Below are 19,729 nucleotides of genomic sequence, written 5' to 3'. Positions count from 1 at the left end.
TAAGCTTTTTTCATTTATAAGAAGTTATACTATGTAAAATAAAAGTTTATGATTATGTTTTTCTGTATGTATAATATGTCAGTTTTATAATGTGATTTTTCATAAATTTTGGTTATTATGGTTGACAATTAGGTTCTATTAAGATAGAATACATACATTAGGACTTGTCTACATAAGTAGTTTATAATTCGACTATTTATGTTATTGTATTCGACAATTGTAGAGCCTATATTTTTTTACGTTTTAAAAATTTAAAATCTAATATTTAAGATCTAAAATACAAAAATTGAAATATTCATAAAACACTTGATATTACTAAGAAATCTTAACTTGATTATAATTATTTTTATAATATTTATTGCATTCTACTTATGTAGTATGCGCTTAAAATCCTTATTATGATTTATTTTACATAAGTTTTTTGAAGTAAATTTTCTTCGTATTTATGTTAAATGAATTTGATATATAGAAAATAGACTAAATTGGAAGAGCCTACAAAAATTATCTATATTAAGGCAGATAGGAGCAGTAATGAGTGAAATACGACTACACGAAGGTGAATTAAATATTATGGAGTTATTATGGTCGAATAAAGTTTTAGCTGCAAAAGACATTGCTAAGATTATCAAAGAATACATAGGTTGGGAAAAAAATACCACATATACCGTAATCAATCGGTTAATAGATAAAGGTGCCGTTAAAAGAGAAGATCCCGGATTTTTATGCAAAGCATGTATTTCTAAACGTACCGTTCAAAATATTGAAACAAAAGCTTTATTTAATAAACTATACAACGGTTCTCTAAATACATTCCTTACAGAGTATTTAAAAAACCAAACGTTATCACCAGCTGAAATTTTAGAATTAGAAAGAATCATTAGTGAGCAAAAATTATAAAGAATTTTTTATAAGATATACCATACATTATTTACAAACTTAAAGAGGCTATTGCAAAATAGAATGAAATACCTGATATGTAGGAGCAAATTGTTTCCAATCCATATCCGGAAGAACATTCATTTTGTAATAGCCTTTTCCATTAAGAATAAAATTCTTAAAAATATTTACAATTATAAGATTATTATCGGAATGCAGGCCAATCTTTCATATAATTCCTATTGACTTAATATAGTATTCTGATTATAATCAATTTAATTCTATTTTACTAATTGTTGAATATAAATATATTCCAAAGAGAACTATTACTAATATACTATAGATATTAACGTAAAGGAGGAGTGTTTATGAACGCTGAAAAAGAGATTAAAAAAGATTCATTACACGAAAATCTTGATATAGAGATAAAAAACAATGAAAAACACATTGAAATTATATCACCTATTGGCGGTTCCATACTTGGCACCGTACCTGCATACTCAAAGGAAGAAGTGGATAGGGAGATAAAAAAAGCAAAGAATGCTTTTCCTGCCTGGAGAGATACACCATTAAGTGTACGTGCCGAAGTTCTATACAAGGCCTCTGACATATTACTTCGTAATATTGATGAATTAACAGATCTTCTGGTCCATGAAGTTGGTAAGGATAAGAAAAGTGCCAATTCTGAAATAAGCAGAACCGCAGACTTTATGAGATTTACTGCAGATACCGCTAAAAGTATCCATGGAGAAAGTATTCAAGGTGATAATTTTTCAGGTTTTAATAAAGAAAAAGTGGCAGTTGTAACAAGAGAGCCGGTAGGAGTTGTACTTGCCATATCGCCATTTAATTATCCAATCAATTTGGCGGCATCTAAAATCGCACCGGCATTAGCAGCAGGTAATACAGTCGTGTTTAAGCCTGCAACAACCGGGGCTCTTTGCGGCACCAAATTGGTGGAAATATTCAAAGAAGCGGGATTGCCTGATGGGGTACTGACTATGGTTACAGGTAAAGGCTCAGAAATAGGGGATTATGTAGTAACACATCAGGGCATTAATTTTATAAATTTTACCGGAAGTACAGAAGTGGGAGAACATATATCTAAAATGACTACCATGGTTCCTTTGCTTATGGAGTTAGGAGGCAAAGATGCTGCTATCGTATTAAAAGATGCAGATTTATCCTTTGCAGCAAAGAATATTGTATCGGGAGCATTTTCATACTCTGGTCAAAGATGTACTGCTGTTAAAAGAATTTTAGTTTTAAATGAAGTTGCGGATGAATTGATTGCAAAATTAAAAGAATTAATTGAGCAGTTAAAAATCGGTAATCCTCTAGAAGAACAAGTTGATGTAGTTCCCTTAATTAACGAAAGAGCAGCTGATTTTGTTTGGAATCTAATTGAGGACGCGAAAGAAAAAGGTGCAAAACTGATTTGCGGAGGAAAGAGAGAAAGTAATTTGATCTTCCCAACTTTATTAGATTATGTTACAACAGATATGAGAGTTGCCTGGGAAGAGCCTTTTGGACCTGTATTGCCTGTTTTACGTGTGGAATCCGTTGATGAAGCCATAAGACTTGCTAATGCTTCCGAATACGGTTTACAGAGTTCTGTATTTACCGAAAATATTGAAGACGCATTTTATGTAGCTTCTAAACTGGAAGTTGGAACAGTGCAGATCAATAATAAGACAGAAAGAGGACCTGACCACTTCCCATTCTTAGGTGTTAAGAAATCCGGAATTGGTACCCAGGGAATCCGTTATTCTATTGAGGCAATGACCAGAGTAAAGGCTACCGTTATAAATTTGCATTATTAAATCTTTTCTCCATTATTAAGAATATAAAATCCTTTTACCGGAACCTTTCAGTATTAATAATCTTTCAGTATTAATAATCTTTCAGTATAATAAACTTTCAGCATATAAAAAATTACCTAACGGGTTTAGAGTATTTTACACTCGTTAGGTATTTTTATGCCTTAAAATATATTAGTTTTAACACAACTAACCATTATCTGCTTCTTATTAATTAAAATATATGGTAAAATTGGAATAAAATAATTTTAATGCAAAGAGGTGATTATCATGAAAAAACATAAGATAATATTGGTATTTCTATTATGTATGGTATTGGTTTCAGGTTGCTATAATGAGCCAACGGAACAAACAGAAATAGGAAAAGATAAAGAAAGTATTACTGAAACAGATAGAAATACAGATAGGAAAACAAATACAAAAATTGATGGAAATAAAGTGGAAGAACTTGATAGGGAATTAGTATTTAAATTTCCAGAGGAAGATATACAAAGTCTTTTTGTTTATACTTACAATTTTGAAGGTAATACAACTACCAGCAACTGGGTATATGAAAAAGAAGATATGACCGATTTTGTTAATTACCTTAAAAATTTATCAGGAAAAAAAGTAAGTAATATAAATCCAGATGATTTAAGCGGATTCTTTTATGGCGTTGAGCTGTCTGGAAGTTATCCTTATACTCTTTTGTTTGCTGGGGAATATGCTATTAATTATGAAGGAGAATATTTTCTCATAGATAAAGAAGAGTCCGTAAAGATGTGTAATTCTATTATTAGAAATACACAGGTTCATGATACTGTCTATAATATCGTTAATAACAGATATCTATCACTAATAGATGGGAAATGGAACACTAAGTACATGAATAAAAGTATAAAGACAGATGATACTCTGGAAAAGGTTCAAATGATTGGTGATAATAAAGAACTTCATTCTGATACGGAATTGCTAAAAATTTTAATAGAAAATACTTCTTCCAAGGAAATTGAATTCGGATCCCGTCTGGAATTGGAAGCCTTAATTGATGACAGCTGGTACAATATTGATAATATGATTAATGACAATATAAACTTAGGATGGACAGATGAACTATATATTTTAGAGGCGGGCAACTCTTTAGATACTGTATTTCATTTCACTTATTTTCAGCCTCTTCCTACAGGGCGGTACAGACTAATTAAAGATATAAGTTTTAATGGTAATATGGGATATACAGCATTTGAGTTTGAAGTAAAATAATAATTAATAGTAAAGGCAGCTCCATCAATCCTATTAAGACATAATATGAATATAAGGTGCTATGGCGCCGGGAACGAGGATATATGAATATTGAGATCAAAAAAGCAGACTATCAGGATATCGGGGCCATTACACACTTAAATAAGGAAGCCAGCAAATACCTGGAAGATCCCTCCTGGTTTTGTATGGACGAACCAGATTTTATAACTAGGCATATAGACCGGGAGGGCTTTATATTAAAGGCATCAGATAATCAAACCCTTGCAGGTTTTCTAATTGTAAGATTTCCTAACCAGTCAGAAGATAATTTAGGGGGATATCTAAACCTTACAAAAGAACAGATGATACATGCAGCACATATGAAAACAGTGGTAATAAGTAAAGATTATCAAGGTAAGAAACTTCAATTAAAACTTATGGAAGCAGCAGAAGAAATTTTAAAAGAAACTCCTTATCAATACTTTTTTGCAACAGTACACCCGGATAATCAGTATAGCCTAAATAACTTTATCCGTCTTAATTATAGCATTATTACTACAGTAAAAAAATATGGCGGCCTGGACCGGCACATTCTCTATAAGCATCAATTGTAAATCGTGAGCTCTAAATTTAATGGTAACTGCATGTTGCTTGAATAATATGGCATCTTCAAAGAGAAGGTGCTTTTTTATTACCATAGTATATCTTTTAGTGTTCATGAATTAATGTTTCGATTATCATAGTATAAGAGTTTTATTTATAACAATTTTACAAATAGAAAGAGGATAACAAAGCAAGAAAATTCAAAATATGGCAAATATAGTACATTTACAAAATGTTAAATTATGCTATATTTATAATAATATTTCTAAAATTACTAAAAAATTCTATAAATAGTAACTAATTAATATGGTAACGAATTATTAAAGTAACGAATTAAATAGTAACTAATTAATATTATAATTTTTCAGTAAATTTTCTTTTTATTATGATTTTATAGCTTTACATACCATTCAGAAAATGCGTCTTCCCAACATGAATACATAAATATTGAGCCATTATTGGACTACTAAAAATAACTAAATTAATAAATCTTCTTTAAATCACATTCTATGATTAGAGGATTTGTAAGTAGCGCTTGGATATATGAAAAAGAGATGGAGAATAGATCAAAAGCAGTAATTAAGTGATGAGGTAGTCAACTCAGTGTGAGCAAAATATATCAAAAAACAGTACCTAGATAAGGAGGTGGACTGAAAAAAATAAAAGTAAATATTTAAAGAGGAGGTGTATATAATCTAGTACCGCAAATGGTTTTAGTTTTTTCAGTAATATTTAAGTTAGTAAATAATTAATGTTATGAAGACAAGAAAGGAGAATATAATGCTAAATAATAAGAGGAAAAATTTATTTTTAAAATCTATATTCAAGGCTTTGTTAGTTGTTAGTTTAATCTTAACAGGATTACCGGGTAAGACTTATGTAGAAGCTAATAGCGGAGCAACAACTAGAGACCATAACAAGCAGGTCATAGGATATATAACCCAATGGGATGCATGGAAAGGATCAAATGCGGGCTTGCCATCTGAAGGAGCTTTAACTCATTTAAATATTGACTATTCGAAATACACCATTTTAAATTATTCATTCTTTGGAGTGGCTAATGATGGTTCCTTACATAGTGGAGATTATCGGAATAAAAATATTTATAAAGAGGGTGTGCAACAACAGCCAGCTCCAATGTTCAATACTGATATATACAGTAGCTGGGATTTATTTATTCTATTTGGTGAATTAGAACCGGTATACTCAATTAATGCTGATATTGCAAGACGAGCTAAGGAACAGGGTTTTGATGTAGTGGAATGGGGTAATACCTGGTCAAAACCTAGTTGGGGATTATACAACCAACCTTTACCAATGCCTCTTAAAAAAGATGGTGGTGCACCAGGAGTATTGGAATTAGCAAAACAAAATGGTGTTAAGGTGATGGCCTCAATTGGTGGATGGAGTATGTGCAAGCATTTTCCGGAAATTGCGGCTGATCCGGTAAAGAGAGCAAAATTTATCCAAGATTGTGTACGATTAATTCAATTAGGTTTTGATGGAATCGATCTTGATTGGGAATATCCCGGACCATTTTCTGGTATGAACTTTACCGGATCGGAAATGGATTATAATAATTTTATTACTTTAACTAAAGAAATTAGACAAGCTATTGGGAACAACAAGCTAATTACTTCATGTTTCTCAGCAGATACAAGAAAACTTGAAGGTTTTAATTGGAACGAAGTTAATAAGTACGTAGATTATTATAATTTCATGACATATGATTTTAATGGTGGCTGGTCAGATAAAACAGGCCACAATGCACCATTATATGGATATCCCAATGCAGAGGCTCCTAATTTTAATTGGGATTATTTGTATCAATACCTAGTGCAAAAAGGTGTAAATCTAAATAAAGTTAATATGGGAATCCCTTTCTATGGCAGAGGATTCATAACAGATGGTGCAGCAGCACTTAATAAAAAGACTGTAAAAAGAGCTGAAACTATACAGCCTGATGGTCCGATTATGACTTGTGCAGATTTTACTAATTGGGCTAGAGATGTATATGATGGAACTCCAAATTTTAATTATATTAAGAAAACTGCACTTCAGTCTAACAGTGGTTGGACGAAGCACTGGGACGCTCAGGCAAAGGTTCCTTATCTGACTAAAAATAACTTTTTCTTAAGTTATGATGATGAAGAGTCTATTGGTTATAAGGCACAATATATTAAAGATAAAAACTTAGCTGGAACAATTATTTGGACGGGATATGGAGATGTTGAGTTAAGTGGAACGGTAACCAACTATGGCAGCAAGCTTAAAAAATGGTCAATAATTAACAGCCCTTTAGTGAATAAGATTAATGATGTTTTTGCCAATGGGTTTGTTCCAACTGATCCTGTAGATCCTGTTGATCCAGTAGATCCAGTAGATCCAGTAGATCCAGAGTATGCTCCATGGGAAAGCTCAAAAAGCTATAACGGCGGCGACAGGGTATCTCATAATGGATCTATATGGGAAGCAAAATGGTGGACTCAAGGAGAGGAACCAGGGACTACTGGACAATGGGGAGTATGGAAACAAATTGAAACTAGTGTTCCCATTCCAATCGTACCAGTTAATTCTATAGAATCAGTAAAGCCTTCAGAACTCATAGAACCTTTTGCGGACGTTGCTCCATGGGAACATAGTAAAGTTTATAACGGTGGAGATAGAGTATCTCATAATGGATCTATATGGGAAGCAAAATGGTGGACTCAAGGAGAAGAACCAGGAACTACCGGACAATGGGGAGTATGGAAAAAGATTAGTTCTGATGAAGTAGAACCTAATCCAGGAACTACAGATCTTAAAATTGTAGGATATTATCCAAGTTGGGAACCTAATAAAGTAGATAGGATACAGTACAATAACTTAACTCATATAAACTATGCATTTGCTATTCCTACTACTGATGGAGGTCTTCTTCCACTGTCAAACCCAGAAACAGCAGCCAGAATAATTAATGAGGCTCATCAAAATGGAGTTAAAGTACTTATTGCAGTTGGGGGCTGGTCTTACAATGATATACCTTTAGAAAACACTTTCATAGCAGCTACGAATTCTCCTGCAAAAATTAAAAAGTTTGGCGATGCAATAGTTTCTATGGCCAAACAGTATGGGTTTGATGGAGTAGATATGGATTGGGAGCATCCTAGAACTGGCACTACCCAAGATCAATATGAAGAACTTATGCTATATTTAAGTACTGAACTTAAAAAAGAAAATATGTTATTAACATCGGCTGTTTTAAGTGGTGCCACCCCTGATGGAAACATCTATTACGATTCAGCTGCTCATACAGATGCAGTACTTAATGCCGTAGATTTTATCAATGTTATGGCATATGATGGAGGAGATGGAGAAAGACATTCTTCCTATGAGTTTGCTGTTAACTCTGCCAACTACTGGAAGAATACTAGAAATATGCCTGCTAACAAAGTTGTATTAGGCGTACCTTTCTATGGTAGACCATCGTGGGCATCTTATGAAGCAATTCTTGAGGCTAACCCTAATGCATATAACACTGATGTTTCAGTAATTAATGGATTACAAGCTCATTATAATGGAATTCCAACCATAACAAAGAAAGCACAGTGGGCTTGTGATAATGTTGGTGGAATTATGATTTGGGAAATCAGTCAAGATACTACTGATATGAGTAAGAGTCTGTTAAAAACAATTGGAGATGTTGTTAGATTAAATAGTAATTAATAAACATTGTCAATAAGGAGTAGGATTCCTTCGAATCCTACTCCTTTTCTGCTAAATAGAATACCGCAAAAGTAAAGAGAAGAATTAAAATTATAGGTTAAATTTATTATTAGAATTTATAAATTATAAAAAAGTTTAAAAAAAGTGTTGACAATATGTTCTTAACATGTTAGAATTCATTTTGTTGCTCGGCAAAACGGCTCCATGGTCAAGCGGTTAAGACACCGCCCTTTCACGGCGGTAACAGGGGTTCAAATCCCCTTGGAGTCATTTTTTATGTTTTAATATGGATGGGTTCCCGAGTGGCCAAAGGGGGCAGACTGTAAATCTGTTAGCGACGCTTTCGAAGGTTCGAATCCTTCTCCATCCACTCATAATTTAATCGGAAGAAATGAATGCCCTGAATGAGTTCAGAGCTTTTTTTATATTCTTTTTTAAACAACAGGTAAATAACAGGTGTTTTTCCAAAACTTTTTATGATATAATTCATATCGTAATGTTATAAAATTCTAAAAATGGAATAGCCTGGACACTATTAAAACCACATCAAAGATACAAGCATAAGGAGATTTGCCAATGGATTATAGTAGTTTTGCTCTATTTAGTGACTTAGACGGTACTTTATTTAATTCACAAACCATGGTTTCAGAGGAGAATAAAGAAGCCATTTGTAAATTTGAAGAAGGTGGAGGCTTATTTGCCGTATCTACCGGAAGGACACAATATAAAGTAAAAAGTATTTTACCTGATATAGTAATCAACGCCCCCTCCATACTCTACAACGGAAGCGGTATTTATGACTTTAGGAAAGATTCTTATATTAAAACATTCACATTAGATAAAAAAAATATTGATAAGATGCTGTCATGGATTATAAAGGATATGCCGGAAGTTAATATCCAAGTGTATACAGAATATGAGAATCTGTTTATATCTTCCTTAGATACCATGAATCACGATTTTATTTCCAATCATAAACCCTGCAAAATTAGTAATTTGGATATTGCCTGGGAAGAAGACTGGTTAAAAGTCTTATTTCAAGGCCAAAAAGAAGGTTTAGAAATAATTCTGGATGCATTCTTAAGTAGTAATTTTTCAAATCAAGTGGATTTTGTATTTTCTTCTGATGAATTCTTAGAAATACTGCCAAAAGGCATTAATAAAGGCTCCGCTCTGAATTTGATAAAAGAACTTCCCCAATTTAATAACCGTATTATTTGTGCCATTGGTGATTTTAATAATGATATAGAATTATTAAGTAATGCTCATATTAGCTTTGCACCATCCAATGCTTTGGATGAAATAAAGAAAATAGCAAAATTCATAACCCGCAGCAACAATGAACATGCTATTGAAGATGTGATTAACAACTTTTTGCCAAAAATAAAGTTATAATTATATTTCATACCGAATTAAAATATAAACAAAGGAGTTTATTATGGCAACACTGTTACTTGTTATTATTTACATTGCGTTTATCAGTTTAGGTTTACCGGATTCCTTATTAGGACCGGCATGGCCAATTATACATAAAGATTTTCAAGTTTCCATTTCTTATGCTGGTATCGTAACTATGATTATATCCGGAGGGACTATTTTATCCAGCTTTTTTAGCGGAAAGTTAATTAAAAGATTTGGAACCGGTAAAATTACTGCTGTAAGTGTATTTTTAACGGCTGCCGGTTTAGCAGGTACATATTTTTCTCCAGGCTTTCTATGGATTTGCTTATGCGGAATTCCTTTAGGAATTGGTGCAGGAGCAGTGGATTCTGCATTAAATAACTTTGTAGCCCTGCATTATAAAGCAAAACATATGAATTGGCTCCACTGTTTCTGGGGAATCGGAGCCACTGCCGGACCACTTATTATGTCATTTTTCATACGAAAGAACAATAACTGGAGAATGGGTTATGGTGCAATTGCAATCCTGCAAATTATATTGGTAGCTTGTTTGATACTTTCTTTGCCCCTTTGGAAGAAATTCCAACAGGAAGAGACAGAACAGACAACGGATTCTATAGATATTAAAATATCCAAATTAATTAGTTTACCAGGAGCAAAACCTGCCTTAACAAGTTTCTTTTGTTATTGTGCAATTGAAGCAACAGCCGGTTTATGGGGAAGTTCCTATCTGGTTACTGCTAAAGGTATTTCTGCTGAAGTTGCAGCAAGATGGATATCTTTATATTATTTGGGAATTACAATCGGAAGGTTCTTATCCGGCTTTTTAAGCCTAAAGATGAATAATAAAACTCTTATTCGCCTTGGACAAATTATTATTCTAATTGGAGTAGCTTTGCTTGCTTTACCACTTTTTGATATATTCCAGATGTTTGCCTTTATTCTCATTGGGCTTGGATGTGCACCAATCTACCCGGCTATGTTACATGAAACGCCAAATAGATTTGGTAAGGAAATCTCCCAGGGGATTATGGGAATTCAAATGGCAGTAGCCTATGTGGGAGGTACTTTCATGTCACCTTTATTTGGACTACTATCAAAACTCATCGGTTTTCAATGGTTTCCTGCATTTTTATTATTCCTTGTTGCAATAATGTTGGTTTCCTCAGAAATGATGAATAAAATACTAAAGCATAGAAAAAATGAAGTCCAAAAAGATACAGTTGAAGCATTGGGCTCAGAATAATTTGAATAATGCTTGTATTGTTCAAATAATTTTGTTATACTTATCTCGGGAATGAAGTACTCCCATGGTTTTTAACCTAAACTGCATTTATGCTGATGACTTCTGTATTAATTACAGGGGTTATCAGCTTTTTTTGTTTATCTAAGGATTATAAACTAAAACTATCTTGTCGGACGAGACAATAATTTTACTTACAGGAGGAAAATAATGCTTACAAGTTTAGCACTAATATTTTTACTTGGAATGTCACTTGGTTGGATATTTCAAAAAATAAAATTGCCAAGGCTTTTAGGAATGCTGGTTACCGGTATACTTTTAGGCCCTTATGCACTAAATCTGATTGATCCTACCATGCTGGAAATATCGGCAGATTTAAGGCAAATTGCTTTAATTATTATTTTAACCAGAGCAGGGTTGTCGTTGGATATCAATGATTTAAAGAAAGTTGGGAGACCCGCTATCCTAATGTGCTTTGTTCCTGCTTCTTTTGAAATATTAGGTATGATTATACTTGCACCAAGACTACTGGGAATTACCATTCTTGAAGCAGCTATTATGGGTGCTGTTCTTGGGGCCGTATCACCGGCAGTTATTGTTCCTAAGATGCTTATACTTATGGAAAATGGATATGGTAAAGATAAAAATATTCCACAGCTTATTTTGGCAGGTGCCTCCGTAGATGATGTTTTTGTAATTGTTATGTTCACCGCTTTTATCGGTTTATCTCAAGGTGCAAAAATATCACCTGTTGATTTTATACAGATTCCAGTATCTATCATCACTGGTATTATCCTTGGTATCCTCTTAGGAACTTTGTTGGCAATCTTCTTTAAACAGTTCCACATGCGAGATTCTGTTAAAGTGATCATTTTATTAAGTATTTCTTTTTTAATGGTTGCTTTGGAAAATCTCATAAAGACTATAATTCCATTCTCCGGACTCCTTGCTGTCATGAGTATTGGTATAGCATTACAAAAAAAACGCCAAGTGGCAGCAAATCGGTTATCAGTAAAATATGCAAAGTTATGGGTGGCAGCAGAAACCTTATTATTTGTTTTAGTAGGCTCCATTGTCAATATCCGATATGCTCTTACCGCAAGTATTTCCGCTATTCTCTTAATATTTGGTGTTCTTGTTTTTCGAATGATTGGTGTATTGCTTTGTTTATTAAAAACAAATTTAACACGAAATGAAAGGGTATTCTGTATGATTGCCTATTTGCCTAAGGCTACTGTTCAGGCTGCCATCGGCGGAGTACCTTTGGCAATGGGTCTTAACTGCGGCCAGATTATCTTAACTGTTGCTGTTTTGGCTATTTTAATTACAGCTCCTTTAGGTGCAATTGGTATAGATATGACATACAAAAGACTTTTAGTATCTGCAAAGAATTAAATTTACTGTTTAAAATAACTTGTTATATATCATTATTACTGATAAAATAACACTAATGGTAATTTTTACATTCATTAGAAAAGACAAGAAGGAGAGTAATTATGAAAAACTTTAAATTTTCTACGATTGAATACGTGCGTCCAGACTTTGAGCAGTATAAAACAGACTTTCAGAAACTGACGGAGCAAGTTAAAAGCGCCAAAAGCTATGAAGAAATTCAACATACTATAAAGCAAGCAGATGAACTTTCAGTCTCTGTAAGTGATATGACTACCATAGCGTATATTCGTAATACACTAAATACTACTGATGATTTTTATGAAAAAGAAGTAGAATATAATGATGAAAAAAGTGCAGAAGCTGCTGCTAGTTCAACTGAGTTCTATAAAGCGCTGTTAAATTGTAATTTTACAAATGAAATAACCGAAGAATATGGTAAAGAATTTCTAATTAGTATAAGGCGCCAAGTGGATCAATTCAAGGAAGAATTAATTCCATACCTGCAAAAGGAAGCTAAATTAAAACAAAGATATCAGAAGTTAATGGCTACTGCACAGATTCCATTTGATGGCCAGACCTTAAACCTATATGGTGTTCAAAAATACTTTGAAAATCCGGACAGAAGCGTAAGAAAAGCGGCATTTAAAGCATATTCTGACTTTTATCACAGCAACGAGGAAGAGATGGAAGAAATCTTTGCCGAACTTGTTAAGATCAGAAATGAAATGGGTAAAGCATTAGGATATGAAAATTTTATTCCACTAGGTTATATACAACAACAACGTAGTGACTATGGAATAAAAGAAGTAGCTGCTTTCCGTGAACAAGTTCGGAAAGAAATTGTTCCTCTATGCGAGAAACTATATGAAGCTCAAGCAAAACGTATTGGCGTAGATAAAATAAAAGTATATGATGAGAAATTCATATATCCAGATGGCAATGCACAACCAATCGGAGATGATGATTATCTGGTAAAAGAAGCGCAGAAAATGTATCATGATCTAAGTCCGGAAACTGGTGAATTTATTGATTTTATGATAGATCATGATTTAATGGATCTTAAAAATAAACCCAATAAAGCTTCTACAGGATATATGACTGTTCTAGCTTCCTATAAAGCCCCCTTTGTATTTTCCTGCTTTAACCATACTATCTTTGATATGCAGGTGTTAACACATGAGCTTGGCCATGCGTTTGCAGGATATGAATCCATGCGAAATCAGAAAACTTCTCTATATTACATGGGGGGTACAGATATTGCGGAGATTCACTCTATGTCTATGGAACAATTTTCATATCCTTATGCAGAACAGTTCTTTGGAAAAGATGCTGATAAATTCCGATTTGCTCATTTACAGGAGGCAATGACCTTCGTACCATTTGGTGTTGCAGTAGATGAATTCCAGCATATTGTATATGAGCATCCGGAATTAACACCGAAAGAACGTACCCTGGAATGGCATAAATTAGAGAAGAAGTATATGCCCTGGCGTAAATACGAGGATGATGAATTCATGGATCGCGGCGGTTACTGGTATCACAAGCTTCATATATTCCTATACCCATTCTATTATATTAATTATACTCTTACCACAATGGGTGCTATGGAATTTAAGAAACGGTATATGGAAAACCCTAAAGAGGCTTGGCAGGATTATCTGAATCTATGTAAAGCAGGTTCTAGCAAGAGTTATCTGGAACTATTAAAAGTTGCGAATCTATCTGTACCTTTTGAAGAAGGAAGTGTAGCAAGGGCAATATCTACCGCTAAGGATATTCTTTTGAAGGAAATAGAGAAAATGAATTAAACTTTTAGGTCTTTTAAAGTGTTACTTGAACTGAACCAAAACATTGTATATAAATTCAATGCTCTGGTTCAGTTCAATTTTTACTTTATTTTGATACACTTCTTCTACAGCGTTATTTTTTATTGATCGTATTTCATTATATCTTCTAAAGAAAATCTACCCACAATATCATACCCATTTCCTGGCCCAAGTGGTTTAACAACTACAGTTCCCATATAAGGGATTTGGCCTAATCCAATATCATCTGGAAAACTATGAGCGATGATTACCTTATTCGTTCCTAGAGGAGGTATGATTTCTAACTTTGATGTAAGAATATCTAATATTCTTTTTTGTTCTTCACTAGATAATTTTTCACTTAATCTATTAATTTCTGCCCAAAATGGATCAACTTGAATATTTCTCCATCCAAAGGCCAGCTGGGCAGTTCCTATAGTTCGACAATAAGGGCTTGCTATTATGGGATAACTAATTGGAATATGTAATTTACGTAAACTATCTCCATAATAAACTCCTTGCATTTCTCCGGTTTCAGAAAGATTTCTTTGGGTAAAGCAGTAATGAAAATCTAAATTAGGCTGATCATCTCCAACAGTTGCATCCCCATGTCTGGCATACAGTATATACCCACCTTCTCTAAGTAAATCTAACAAAGATTCGTCCACCTCATTAACTCCTTACTATTTTTTTATATTATACTACTATATGATGCGACTTTATAATGTTGAATTGCAATACTAAATTATATTGTTTAAACATTATTGGATAAAATATTCCAGTAACTATACATATGTTAAAAAGTTTGGTGGGCAGATCAGTATATTCCAGGATACCTTCTGAATAAACTTCACCAGACTTGATAATGATATTCTTATATTTTTCATGGAAGATATCAAGTCGGTGGTTTCATGGTGGTTCCAAAGGATGATGGAAGCAGCAGCTACCGCATTATATACTTTATTCTTATTAGATATGATAACCATATATAATTATATAGTTTATAGTTGACACTAACCATATATGATGGTAATATATATCAAATAACGGAAAGGAAATGGTAAAATGACATCACTAGTTCTAAGTAATTTAAGACGTAGAGACAGACGTAAGCTCTTGTAATTATGAAGGTACCAGCATAGTTACAGGAGTAAACGTCTTGTTTCTATGCGGTTAGTGAAGTTATTTTATCCTTATCATGAGCCGTAATAGATTAGCTTTATGCAAATTCTATTACGGTTTTTTTTATACTTTTTTAGGAGGAATTATATGATAAAAGAGATTAGCAAATTAATTGCAAATTATGCATCGGAAATACCAGAAGAAACCATAGCATCATTAATAGAAATACCACCTAACAGTACTATGGGTGATTATGCATTACCATGTTTTCCTTTAGCCAAGATATATCATAAGAACCCAACAAATATTGCAGAAGATATTAAACAATATATTGATTCTGCTAACATCCCATTCATTGATAAAACAGAAGTATTCAATGGATATCTAAATATTTTCGTCCAAAGAAATTACTATATAAAAATAGTCTTAGAGCAAATAATGAATGAAACTTATATTAGCAGATCCATTGGCAGAAATCAAACTATATGCATTGATTATTCTTCTCCCAATATTGCGAAAAATTTTCACGTGGGACATTTAAGAACTACCGTAATAGGTAATTCTCTGTATAAGATATACGAAAAACTTGGATATAAAGTTGTTAGAATCAACCACTTAGGGGATTGGGGAACCCAGTTTGGTAAACTAATCCTGGCTTATAAGAATTGGAGCAGCAGGGAAAAAGTAGAAAAAGAAGGTATCAATGAATTATTACGAATCTATATACTATTTCATAAGGAAGCAAAAGATAATCCTAAACTTAATGAGGAGGCGCGCTCCTGGTTTCTAAAAATGGAACAAGGAGATGAGGAAGCTCTTAATATATGGGATTGGTTTAAGGAAATCAGTATGATCCAATTTAACCATATCTACCAATTGCTTGGCGTAGAATTTGATAGTTTTACCGGAGAAAGTTTTTATATGGATAAAGTTTCTGCAGTTGTTAAGGAATTGACACATAAGAATCTATTAGAAGAAAGCCAGGGAGCTAAAATTGTCAATTTAGATAAATACAATATGGCTCCATGCTTGATTACAAAAAGTGATGGCAGCTCCATTTATCCATCAAGAGATTTAGCCGCCATATTGTATAGGAAAAAAACCTTTCACTTTACAAAATGCTTGTATGTTACTGGCTTAGAGCAAAAACTTCATTTTGCTCAGGTTTTTAAAGTAATTGACATGATGGGTTATGATTGGAGCAATGGATTAATCCATATACCATATGGCCTGGTAAGTATATCCGGTGAAAAATTATCCACACGCAGTGGTAATATTGTTTATGCGGAAGAGCTTTTAAAGGAAGCTATTTTAAGAGCAGAAAAAGCTATAGAAACCAGGAATCCTAATTTGCAAAACAAAGAGAAAACAGCTAAGATGGTTGGAATTGGAGCAATTATATTTCATGATTTATTTCATCAACGGATAAAAAATATAGACTTTTCCTGGGATGAAGTCCTTAGTTTTGAAGGTTCCACCGGTCCATATGTTCAATATACTTACGCACGTGCTAAAAGTATATTAAGAAAGAATCCTGACTATGTATCAAGTCTGGACATTGATTTTTCTCCTCTTAATGAAGATACCAGTTTTCAGTTAGTAAAGAAATTAAATGATTATCCTAAAGCTGTTTTGTATGCAGCAGATTCATATGAGCCAAGTATAATCGCCCGATATGTTATAGGATTAGCGCAAGAATTTAATAAGTTCTATCACAATTGTTCCATTATTAATTCGGAATATAAGATTAGGCTGGCACGTTTATGCCTTGTATTTGCAGCTCAGAAGGTTATGAAGGAAGCCATGGAATTATTAGGGATACAGTGTCCGGAAGAAATGTAATTAGAAATAAAACAGGGTACCTTTTTGGGTACCCTGACTTGGACAACAACTTTCCTTGTTATTTTGCATTTATTTATAATTTAAACCACCTTTTAAAACTGTACATTAATAAGTATATCAATGTAGTAGTAAACGGAATTATTAACAAATATCCTAATGTGGAAGATAAGGTAAAATTAATTTCATTGGAGACTTCCCCGTATTCTAATATATAACGACTTCCTATTCCGATTGCATCCGCTGCCATTACAAATAAGAATACCACCCAAACTCTATTTATATTTATCATGCCTAATAGCATAAGGCATGCTATTGAATATGCATAAATTATTAATCCATTAAATAAGATTGAGGAATTACCTTTATTAATAAATGGTTGAGGGAACAAAAAACATGTAATAAAAATCCAACAAAATGCTAAAAAAGGTAAGAAAAATTTTCTTTTAGCTTGTAACACATTTAATAAAGTAAGCAAATCTTCCATAATTACGCCCCCATGATTAAGAATATCATAATTGAATATACATTCCAGAGGTATATATATTTTGATTCTTTAAGTATACCATAACAAAAGTTACTATGAAAGGGATTGTAGAATTTACTACATATTTTTGTAGAAAATAAGAACCTTTTATTTATCAAATTTATTCGAAGGTATGATATAATAAAAACGGAATGAGGAAAATGCAAGCTTGCTTGTATTTTCTGAATGGAGTGCCAAGATCATGAACAAGCTTTACGTTCATGATATAATAAAAACGGAATGAGGAAATGCAAGCTTGCTTGTATTTTCTGAATGGAGTGCCAGGATCATGAACAAGCTTTATGTTCATGATATAATAAAAACGGAATGAAATATTTACATGGTTGATTGTAAATACCGATTGGATACCTGAATCATGTACATAAATTTTATTATCTTAAAAACTAGCTTTTCACAAAAATTATTAAAAACGGAGAAAATAAATATGTATGATAGAATAACAGAAAAAGACGTAAAAAGAATGGAAGAAGAAATTGAACATCGAAAACTTGTGGTGAGGAAGAAAGCATTACAGGATGTACAAGAAGCAAGAGCACATGGTGATTTAAGCGAGAATTTTGAATATAAAGCAGCAAAACAATTTAAGAATCAAAACGAAAGCAGAATAAGATACCTTGAGAAAATGATAAAAACAGCCCATATAATATCTGAGGATGGGGAAGATGATGAAGTTGGACTTAATACTCTTGTTACCGTCTTTATACCTGAAGATGATGAAGAAGTAACTTACAAGATTGTAACCACCGTCAGGTCAAATTCAATTAAGAAACGAATTAGTATTGACTCTCCTCTTGGAAAAGCTCTCCTGCATCATAAAGTTAATGATAAGGTAAATGTCAGAATCAACGATAACTATTCCTATGACGTTATTATCCGCAAGATAGAAAAAATAGAAGATGACGGTACAGATGAGTTAAATAAATATTAATAATGCAGTGAATTTGGAATTAATTCAAAGAGCAAAGTACTATTAGGTTAATAGCAAGAATACAATTCCTTTTCAAATAAACTTGGATTTAAAAAATATCAATATAAATGTTGGATATTTTAATCCCATATATGTGGTATAATTCTAATATCCATTCAAAATAAAATTTAAATATGAGGTACTGATATGTATACAAACGAACAAATTTTACAAATTACTAAGACACAATTAGCACTGGATTATAATTGTCAATTATCTGATTTTGAAAAAGATAAAAATACTATAGTTAAAAATGGCCTCTTGGAGGGCAGACGTATTTATATAAGTGATGGATGCTTTTTTAAAATACTTTGTTTTGGCAACAAAGCAATTATATGTACGGAATCTTCGATGATACCATGGTGTGAAGAAAACTTGTTAAATAGTAATACGGCTTGGCTTTTTGAGTATCCCAAGCTGCGAACAATTGATAAAAAGCTGCAAGAATATGGACATGAAATAGAAGATATCCATTATTATTATCTTCCAAGACCAAACATATCAGAAATCAAGCCTATTGCCAGCACGAAATGGTATGAAGAGGAAGAGATAATGCAATTTAAAGGTGATAATAGATTTAAGCAAGCCTTTGCTTATGATAAAAACCATCCAGATGTGCTTTCAGTTGCTGCATTTGATGGAGTTAACATAATGGGTATGGCTGGTGCCAGTACCGACAGTAATACTATGTGGCAGATTGGTATTGATGTCATTCCGGAATACAGAGGCAGAGGAATAGGGACATACCTGGTTACACTATTAAAAAATGAAATCTTAAAACGAGGGAAAGTACCTTTTTACGGTACTGCAAGTTCACATTTTCATTCACAAAATATTGCTCTTAATGCCGGATTTTATCCTGCATGGGCGGAATTAGTCAGCACAAGCAGGACTTAACAGGTAATTTGCTATGGGGGAAGAATGGAAGATGAATTCTATAGAAAAGGAATAATACTCAATCCACCTGTACATAAACCTCATGATAGAGAAAGACTTACTGCAAAATGTTGTAACATCATAGACGAAATTAATGTTTTAAAGGCACTTGATAAGTCTGAATTAAGAAATGATTTAGTAGTAATTAATTATTTAAGAGTTATGGAAATGATAAGACTTATGCTATTTTTGTGTTTAAGATTTAGCAAAACATTCCCTGTCTGATAATGATTTTATGGCAACTATAAA

15 protein-coding genes, 2 tRNA genes and 1 riboswitch are annotated in these 19,729 nt (G+C 32.9%); of the genes, 15 read left to right on the top strand and 2 right to left on the bottom strand.

What is annotated here, in order from left to right; all coding sequences use genetic code 11:
* Nucleotides 1–531 precede the first annotated feature (531 nt).
* From BM183_RS02475 to BM183_RS02425, 11 genes are all read left to right on the top strand, one after another.
* Nucleotides 532–897 carry a BlaI/MecI/CopY family transcriptional regulator gene (locus BM183_RS02475; protein WP_242960814.1) on the top strand — a complete coding sequence of 122 codons (366 nt, stop codon included), beginning with the start codon at nt 532–534 and terminating at the stop codon, nt 895–897.
* A 347-nt stretch (nt 898–1,244) separates the two neighbouring features.
* The gene (locus tag BM183_RS02470; RefSeq protein WP_091684193.1) at nt 1,245–2,699 is read left to right on the top strand and encodes an NADP-dependent glyceraldehyde-3-phosphate dehydrogenase; all 1,455 of its coding nucleotides are present in this window, start codon (nt 1,245–1,247) and stop codon (nt 2,697–2,699) included.
* A 267-nt stretch (nt 2,700–2,966) separates the two neighbouring features.
* On the top strand, nt 2,967–3,938 hold the full coding sequence (locus BM183_RS02465; RefSeq protein WP_091684192.1) for an immunoglobulin-like domain-containing protein: 972 nt from the start codon (nt 2,967–2,969) through the stop codon (nt 3,936–3,938).
* A gap of 83 nt (nt 3,939–4,021) precedes the next feature.
* Nucleotides 4,022–4,531 (top strand): GNAT family N-acetyltransferase, encoded by a 510-nt coding sequence (locus tag BM183_RS02460; RefSeq protein ID WP_091684191.1) that lies wholly within the window; start codon nt 4,022–4,024, stop codon nt 4,529–4,531.
* A gap of 769 nt (nt 4,532–5,300) precedes the next feature.
* A complete protein-coding gene (locus BM183_RS02455) occupies nt 5,301–8,225 on the top strand; it encodes a glycosyl hydrolase family 18 protein (RefSeq protein WP_170847865.1) in 2,925 nt (974 codons plus the stop codon).
* Between the two features lie 198 nt (nt 8,226–8,423).
* Nucleotides 8,424–8,495: transfer RNA gene (locus BM183_RS02450), tRNA-Glu, on the top strand.
* Nucleotides 8,496–8,513: 18 nt separating this feature from the next.
* Nucleotides 8,514–8,595 (top strand) — tRNA-Tyr (locus BM183_RS02445).
* Nucleotides 8,596–8,801: 206 nt separating this feature from the next.
* The gene (locus tag BM183_RS02440) at nt 8,802–9,620 is read left to right on the top strand and encodes an HAD family hydrolase (RefSeq protein WP_091684189.1); all 819 of its coding nucleotides are present in this window, start codon (nt 8,802–8,804) and stop codon (nt 9,618–9,620) included.
* A gap of 43 nt (nt 9,621–9,663) precedes the next feature.
* Nucleotides 9,664–10,872: an MFS transporter gene (locus tag BM183_RS02435; RefSeq protein ID WP_091684188.1), complete on the top strand. Its 1,209-nt coding sequence runs from the start codon at nt 9,664–9,666 to the stop codon at nt 10,870–10,872.
* A 38-nt stretch (nt 10,873–10,910) separates the two neighbouring features.
* A riboswitch (Fluoride riboswitch) is annotated at nt 10,911–10,984 on the top strand.
* A gap of 95 nt (nt 10,985–11,079) precedes the next feature.
* Nucleotides 11,080–12,264 carry a cation:proton antiporter gene (locus BM183_RS02430; protein WP_091684187.1) on the top strand — a complete coding sequence of 395 codons (1,185 nt, stop codon included), beginning with the start codon at nt 11,080–11,082 and terminating at the stop codon, nt 12,262–12,264.
* A gap of 101 nt (nt 12,265–12,365) precedes the next feature.
* Complete coding sequence (locus tag BM183_RS02425; RefSeq protein ID WP_091684186.1) at nt 12,366–14,072, top strand: M3 family oligoendopeptidase; 1,707 nt, start codon at nt 12,366–12,368, stop codon at nt 14,070–14,072.
* A 119-nt stretch (nt 14,073–14,191) separates the two neighbouring features.
* On the opposite strand, the gene BM183_RS02420 is transcribed toward BM183_RS02425, so the two are convergent.
* The gene (locus BM183_RS02420; protein ID WP_091684185.1) at nt 14,192–14,737 is read right to left on the bottom strand and encodes a histidine phosphatase family protein; all 546 of its coding nucleotides are present in this window, start codon (nt 14,735–14,737) and stop codon (nt 14,192–14,194) included.
* 601 nt (nt 14,738–15,338) lie between these two features.
* Here BM183_RS02420 and argS point away from each other — a divergent pair.
* On the top strand, nt 15,339–17,033 hold the full coding sequence (gene argS / locus BM183_RS02415) for an arginine--tRNA ligase (protein WP_091684184.1): 1,695 nt from the start codon (nt 15,339–15,341) through the stop codon (nt 17,031–17,033).
* A 73-nt stretch (nt 17,034–17,106) separates the two neighbouring features.
* Here the strand turns inward: argS and BM183_RS02410 are convergent, their stop codons facing one another.
* The gene (locus tag BM183_RS02410; RefSeq protein ID WP_091684183.1) at nt 17,107–17,517 is read right to left on the bottom strand and encodes a hypothetical protein; all 411 of its coding nucleotides are present in this window, start codon (nt 17,515–17,517) and stop codon (nt 17,107–17,109) included.
* 484 nt (nt 17,518–18,001) lie between these two features.
* Here BM183_RS02410 and BM183_RS02405 point away from each other — a divergent pair, with 484 nt between their 5' ends.
* From BM183_RS02405 to BM183_RS02395, 3 genes are all read left to right on the top strand, one after another.
* Nucleotides 18,002–18,505 (top strand): GreA/GreB family elongation factor, encoded by a 504-nt coding sequence (locus BM183_RS02405; protein WP_091684314.1) that lies wholly within the window; start codon nt 18,002–18,004, stop codon nt 18,503–18,505.
* A gap of 186 nt (nt 18,506–18,691) precedes the next feature.
* The gene (locus BM183_RS02400) at nt 18,692–19,441 is read left to right on the top strand and encodes a GNAT family N-acetyltransferase (RefSeq protein ID WP_091684182.1); all 750 of its coding nucleotides are present in this window, start codon (nt 18,692–18,694) and stop codon (nt 19,439–19,441) included.
* 24 nt (nt 19,442–19,465) lie between these two features.
* Nucleotides 19,466–19,705 (top strand): hypothetical protein, encoded by a 240-nt coding sequence (locus tag BM183_RS02395; RefSeq protein WP_091684181.1) that lies wholly within the window; start codon nt 19,466–19,468, stop codon nt 19,703–19,705.
* Nucleotides 19,706–19,729 lie beyond the last annotated feature (24 nt).

This window comes from Anaerocolumna aminovalerica (assembly GCF_900115365.1).
GTDB lineage: Bacteria > Bacillota > Clostridia > Lachnospirales > Lachnospiraceae > Anaerocolumna > Anaerocolumna aminovalerica.
The sequence above is the reverse complement of the archived record's forward strand: the minus strand, read 5'-3'. Positions and strand labels throughout refer to the sequence as shown.

Bases quoted from the DNA above. Each gene is read 5' to 3' on its own strand.
- BM183_RS02460 (WP_091684191.1), top strand. From the start codon at position 4,022: ATGAATATTGAGATCAAAAAAGCAGACTATCAGGATATCGGGGCCATT.
- BM183_RS02425 (WP_091684186.1), top strand. From the start codon at position 12,366: ATGAAAAACTTTAAATTTTCTACGATTGAATACGTGCGTCCAGACTTT.
- BM183_RS02395 (WP_091684181.1), top strand. From the start codon at position 19,466: ATGGAAGATGAATTCTATAGAAAAGGAATAATACTCAATCCACCTGTA.
- argS (WP_091684184.1), top strand. From the start codon at position 15,339: ATGATAAAAGAGATTAGCAAATTAATTGCAAATTATGCATCGGAAATA.
- BM183_RS02465 (WP_091684192.1), top strand. From the start codon at position 2,967: ATGAAAAAACATAAGATAATATTGGTATTTCTATTATGTATGGTATTG.
- BM183_RS02430 (WP_091684187.1), top strand. From the start codon at position 11,080: ATGCTTACAAGTTTAGCACTAATATTTTTACTTGGAATGTCACTTGGT.
- BM183_RS02455 (WP_170847865.1), top strand. From the start codon at position 5,301: ATGCTAAATAATAAGAGGAAAAATTTATTTTTAAAATCTATATTCAAG.
- BM183_RS02435 (WP_091684188.1), top strand. From the start codon at position 9,664: ATGGCAACACTGTTACTTGTTATTATTTACATTGCGTTTATCAGTTTA.
- BM183_RS02475 (WP_242960814.1), top strand. From the start codon at position 532: ATGAGTGAAATACGACTACACGAAGGTGAATTAAATATTATGGAGTTA.
- BM183_RS02405 (WP_091684314.1), top strand. From the start codon at position 18,002: ATGTATGATAGAATAACAGAAAAAGACGTAAAAAGAATGGAAGAAGAA.
- BM183_RS02410 (WP_091684183.1), bottom strand. From the start codon at position 17,517: ATGGAAGATTTGCTTACTTTATTAAATGTGTTACAAGCTAAAAGAAAA.
- BM183_RS02440 (WP_091684189.1), top strand. From the start codon at position 8,802: ATGGATTATAGTAGTTTTGCTCTATTTAGTGACTTAGACGGTACTTTA.
- BM183_RS02400 (WP_091684182.1), top strand. From the start codon at position 18,692: ATGTATACAAACGAACAAATTTTACAAATTACTAAGACACAATTAGCA.
- BM183_RS02470 (WP_091684193.1), top strand. From the start codon at position 1,245: ATGAACGCTGAAAAAGAGATTAAAAAAGATTCATTACACGAAAATCTT.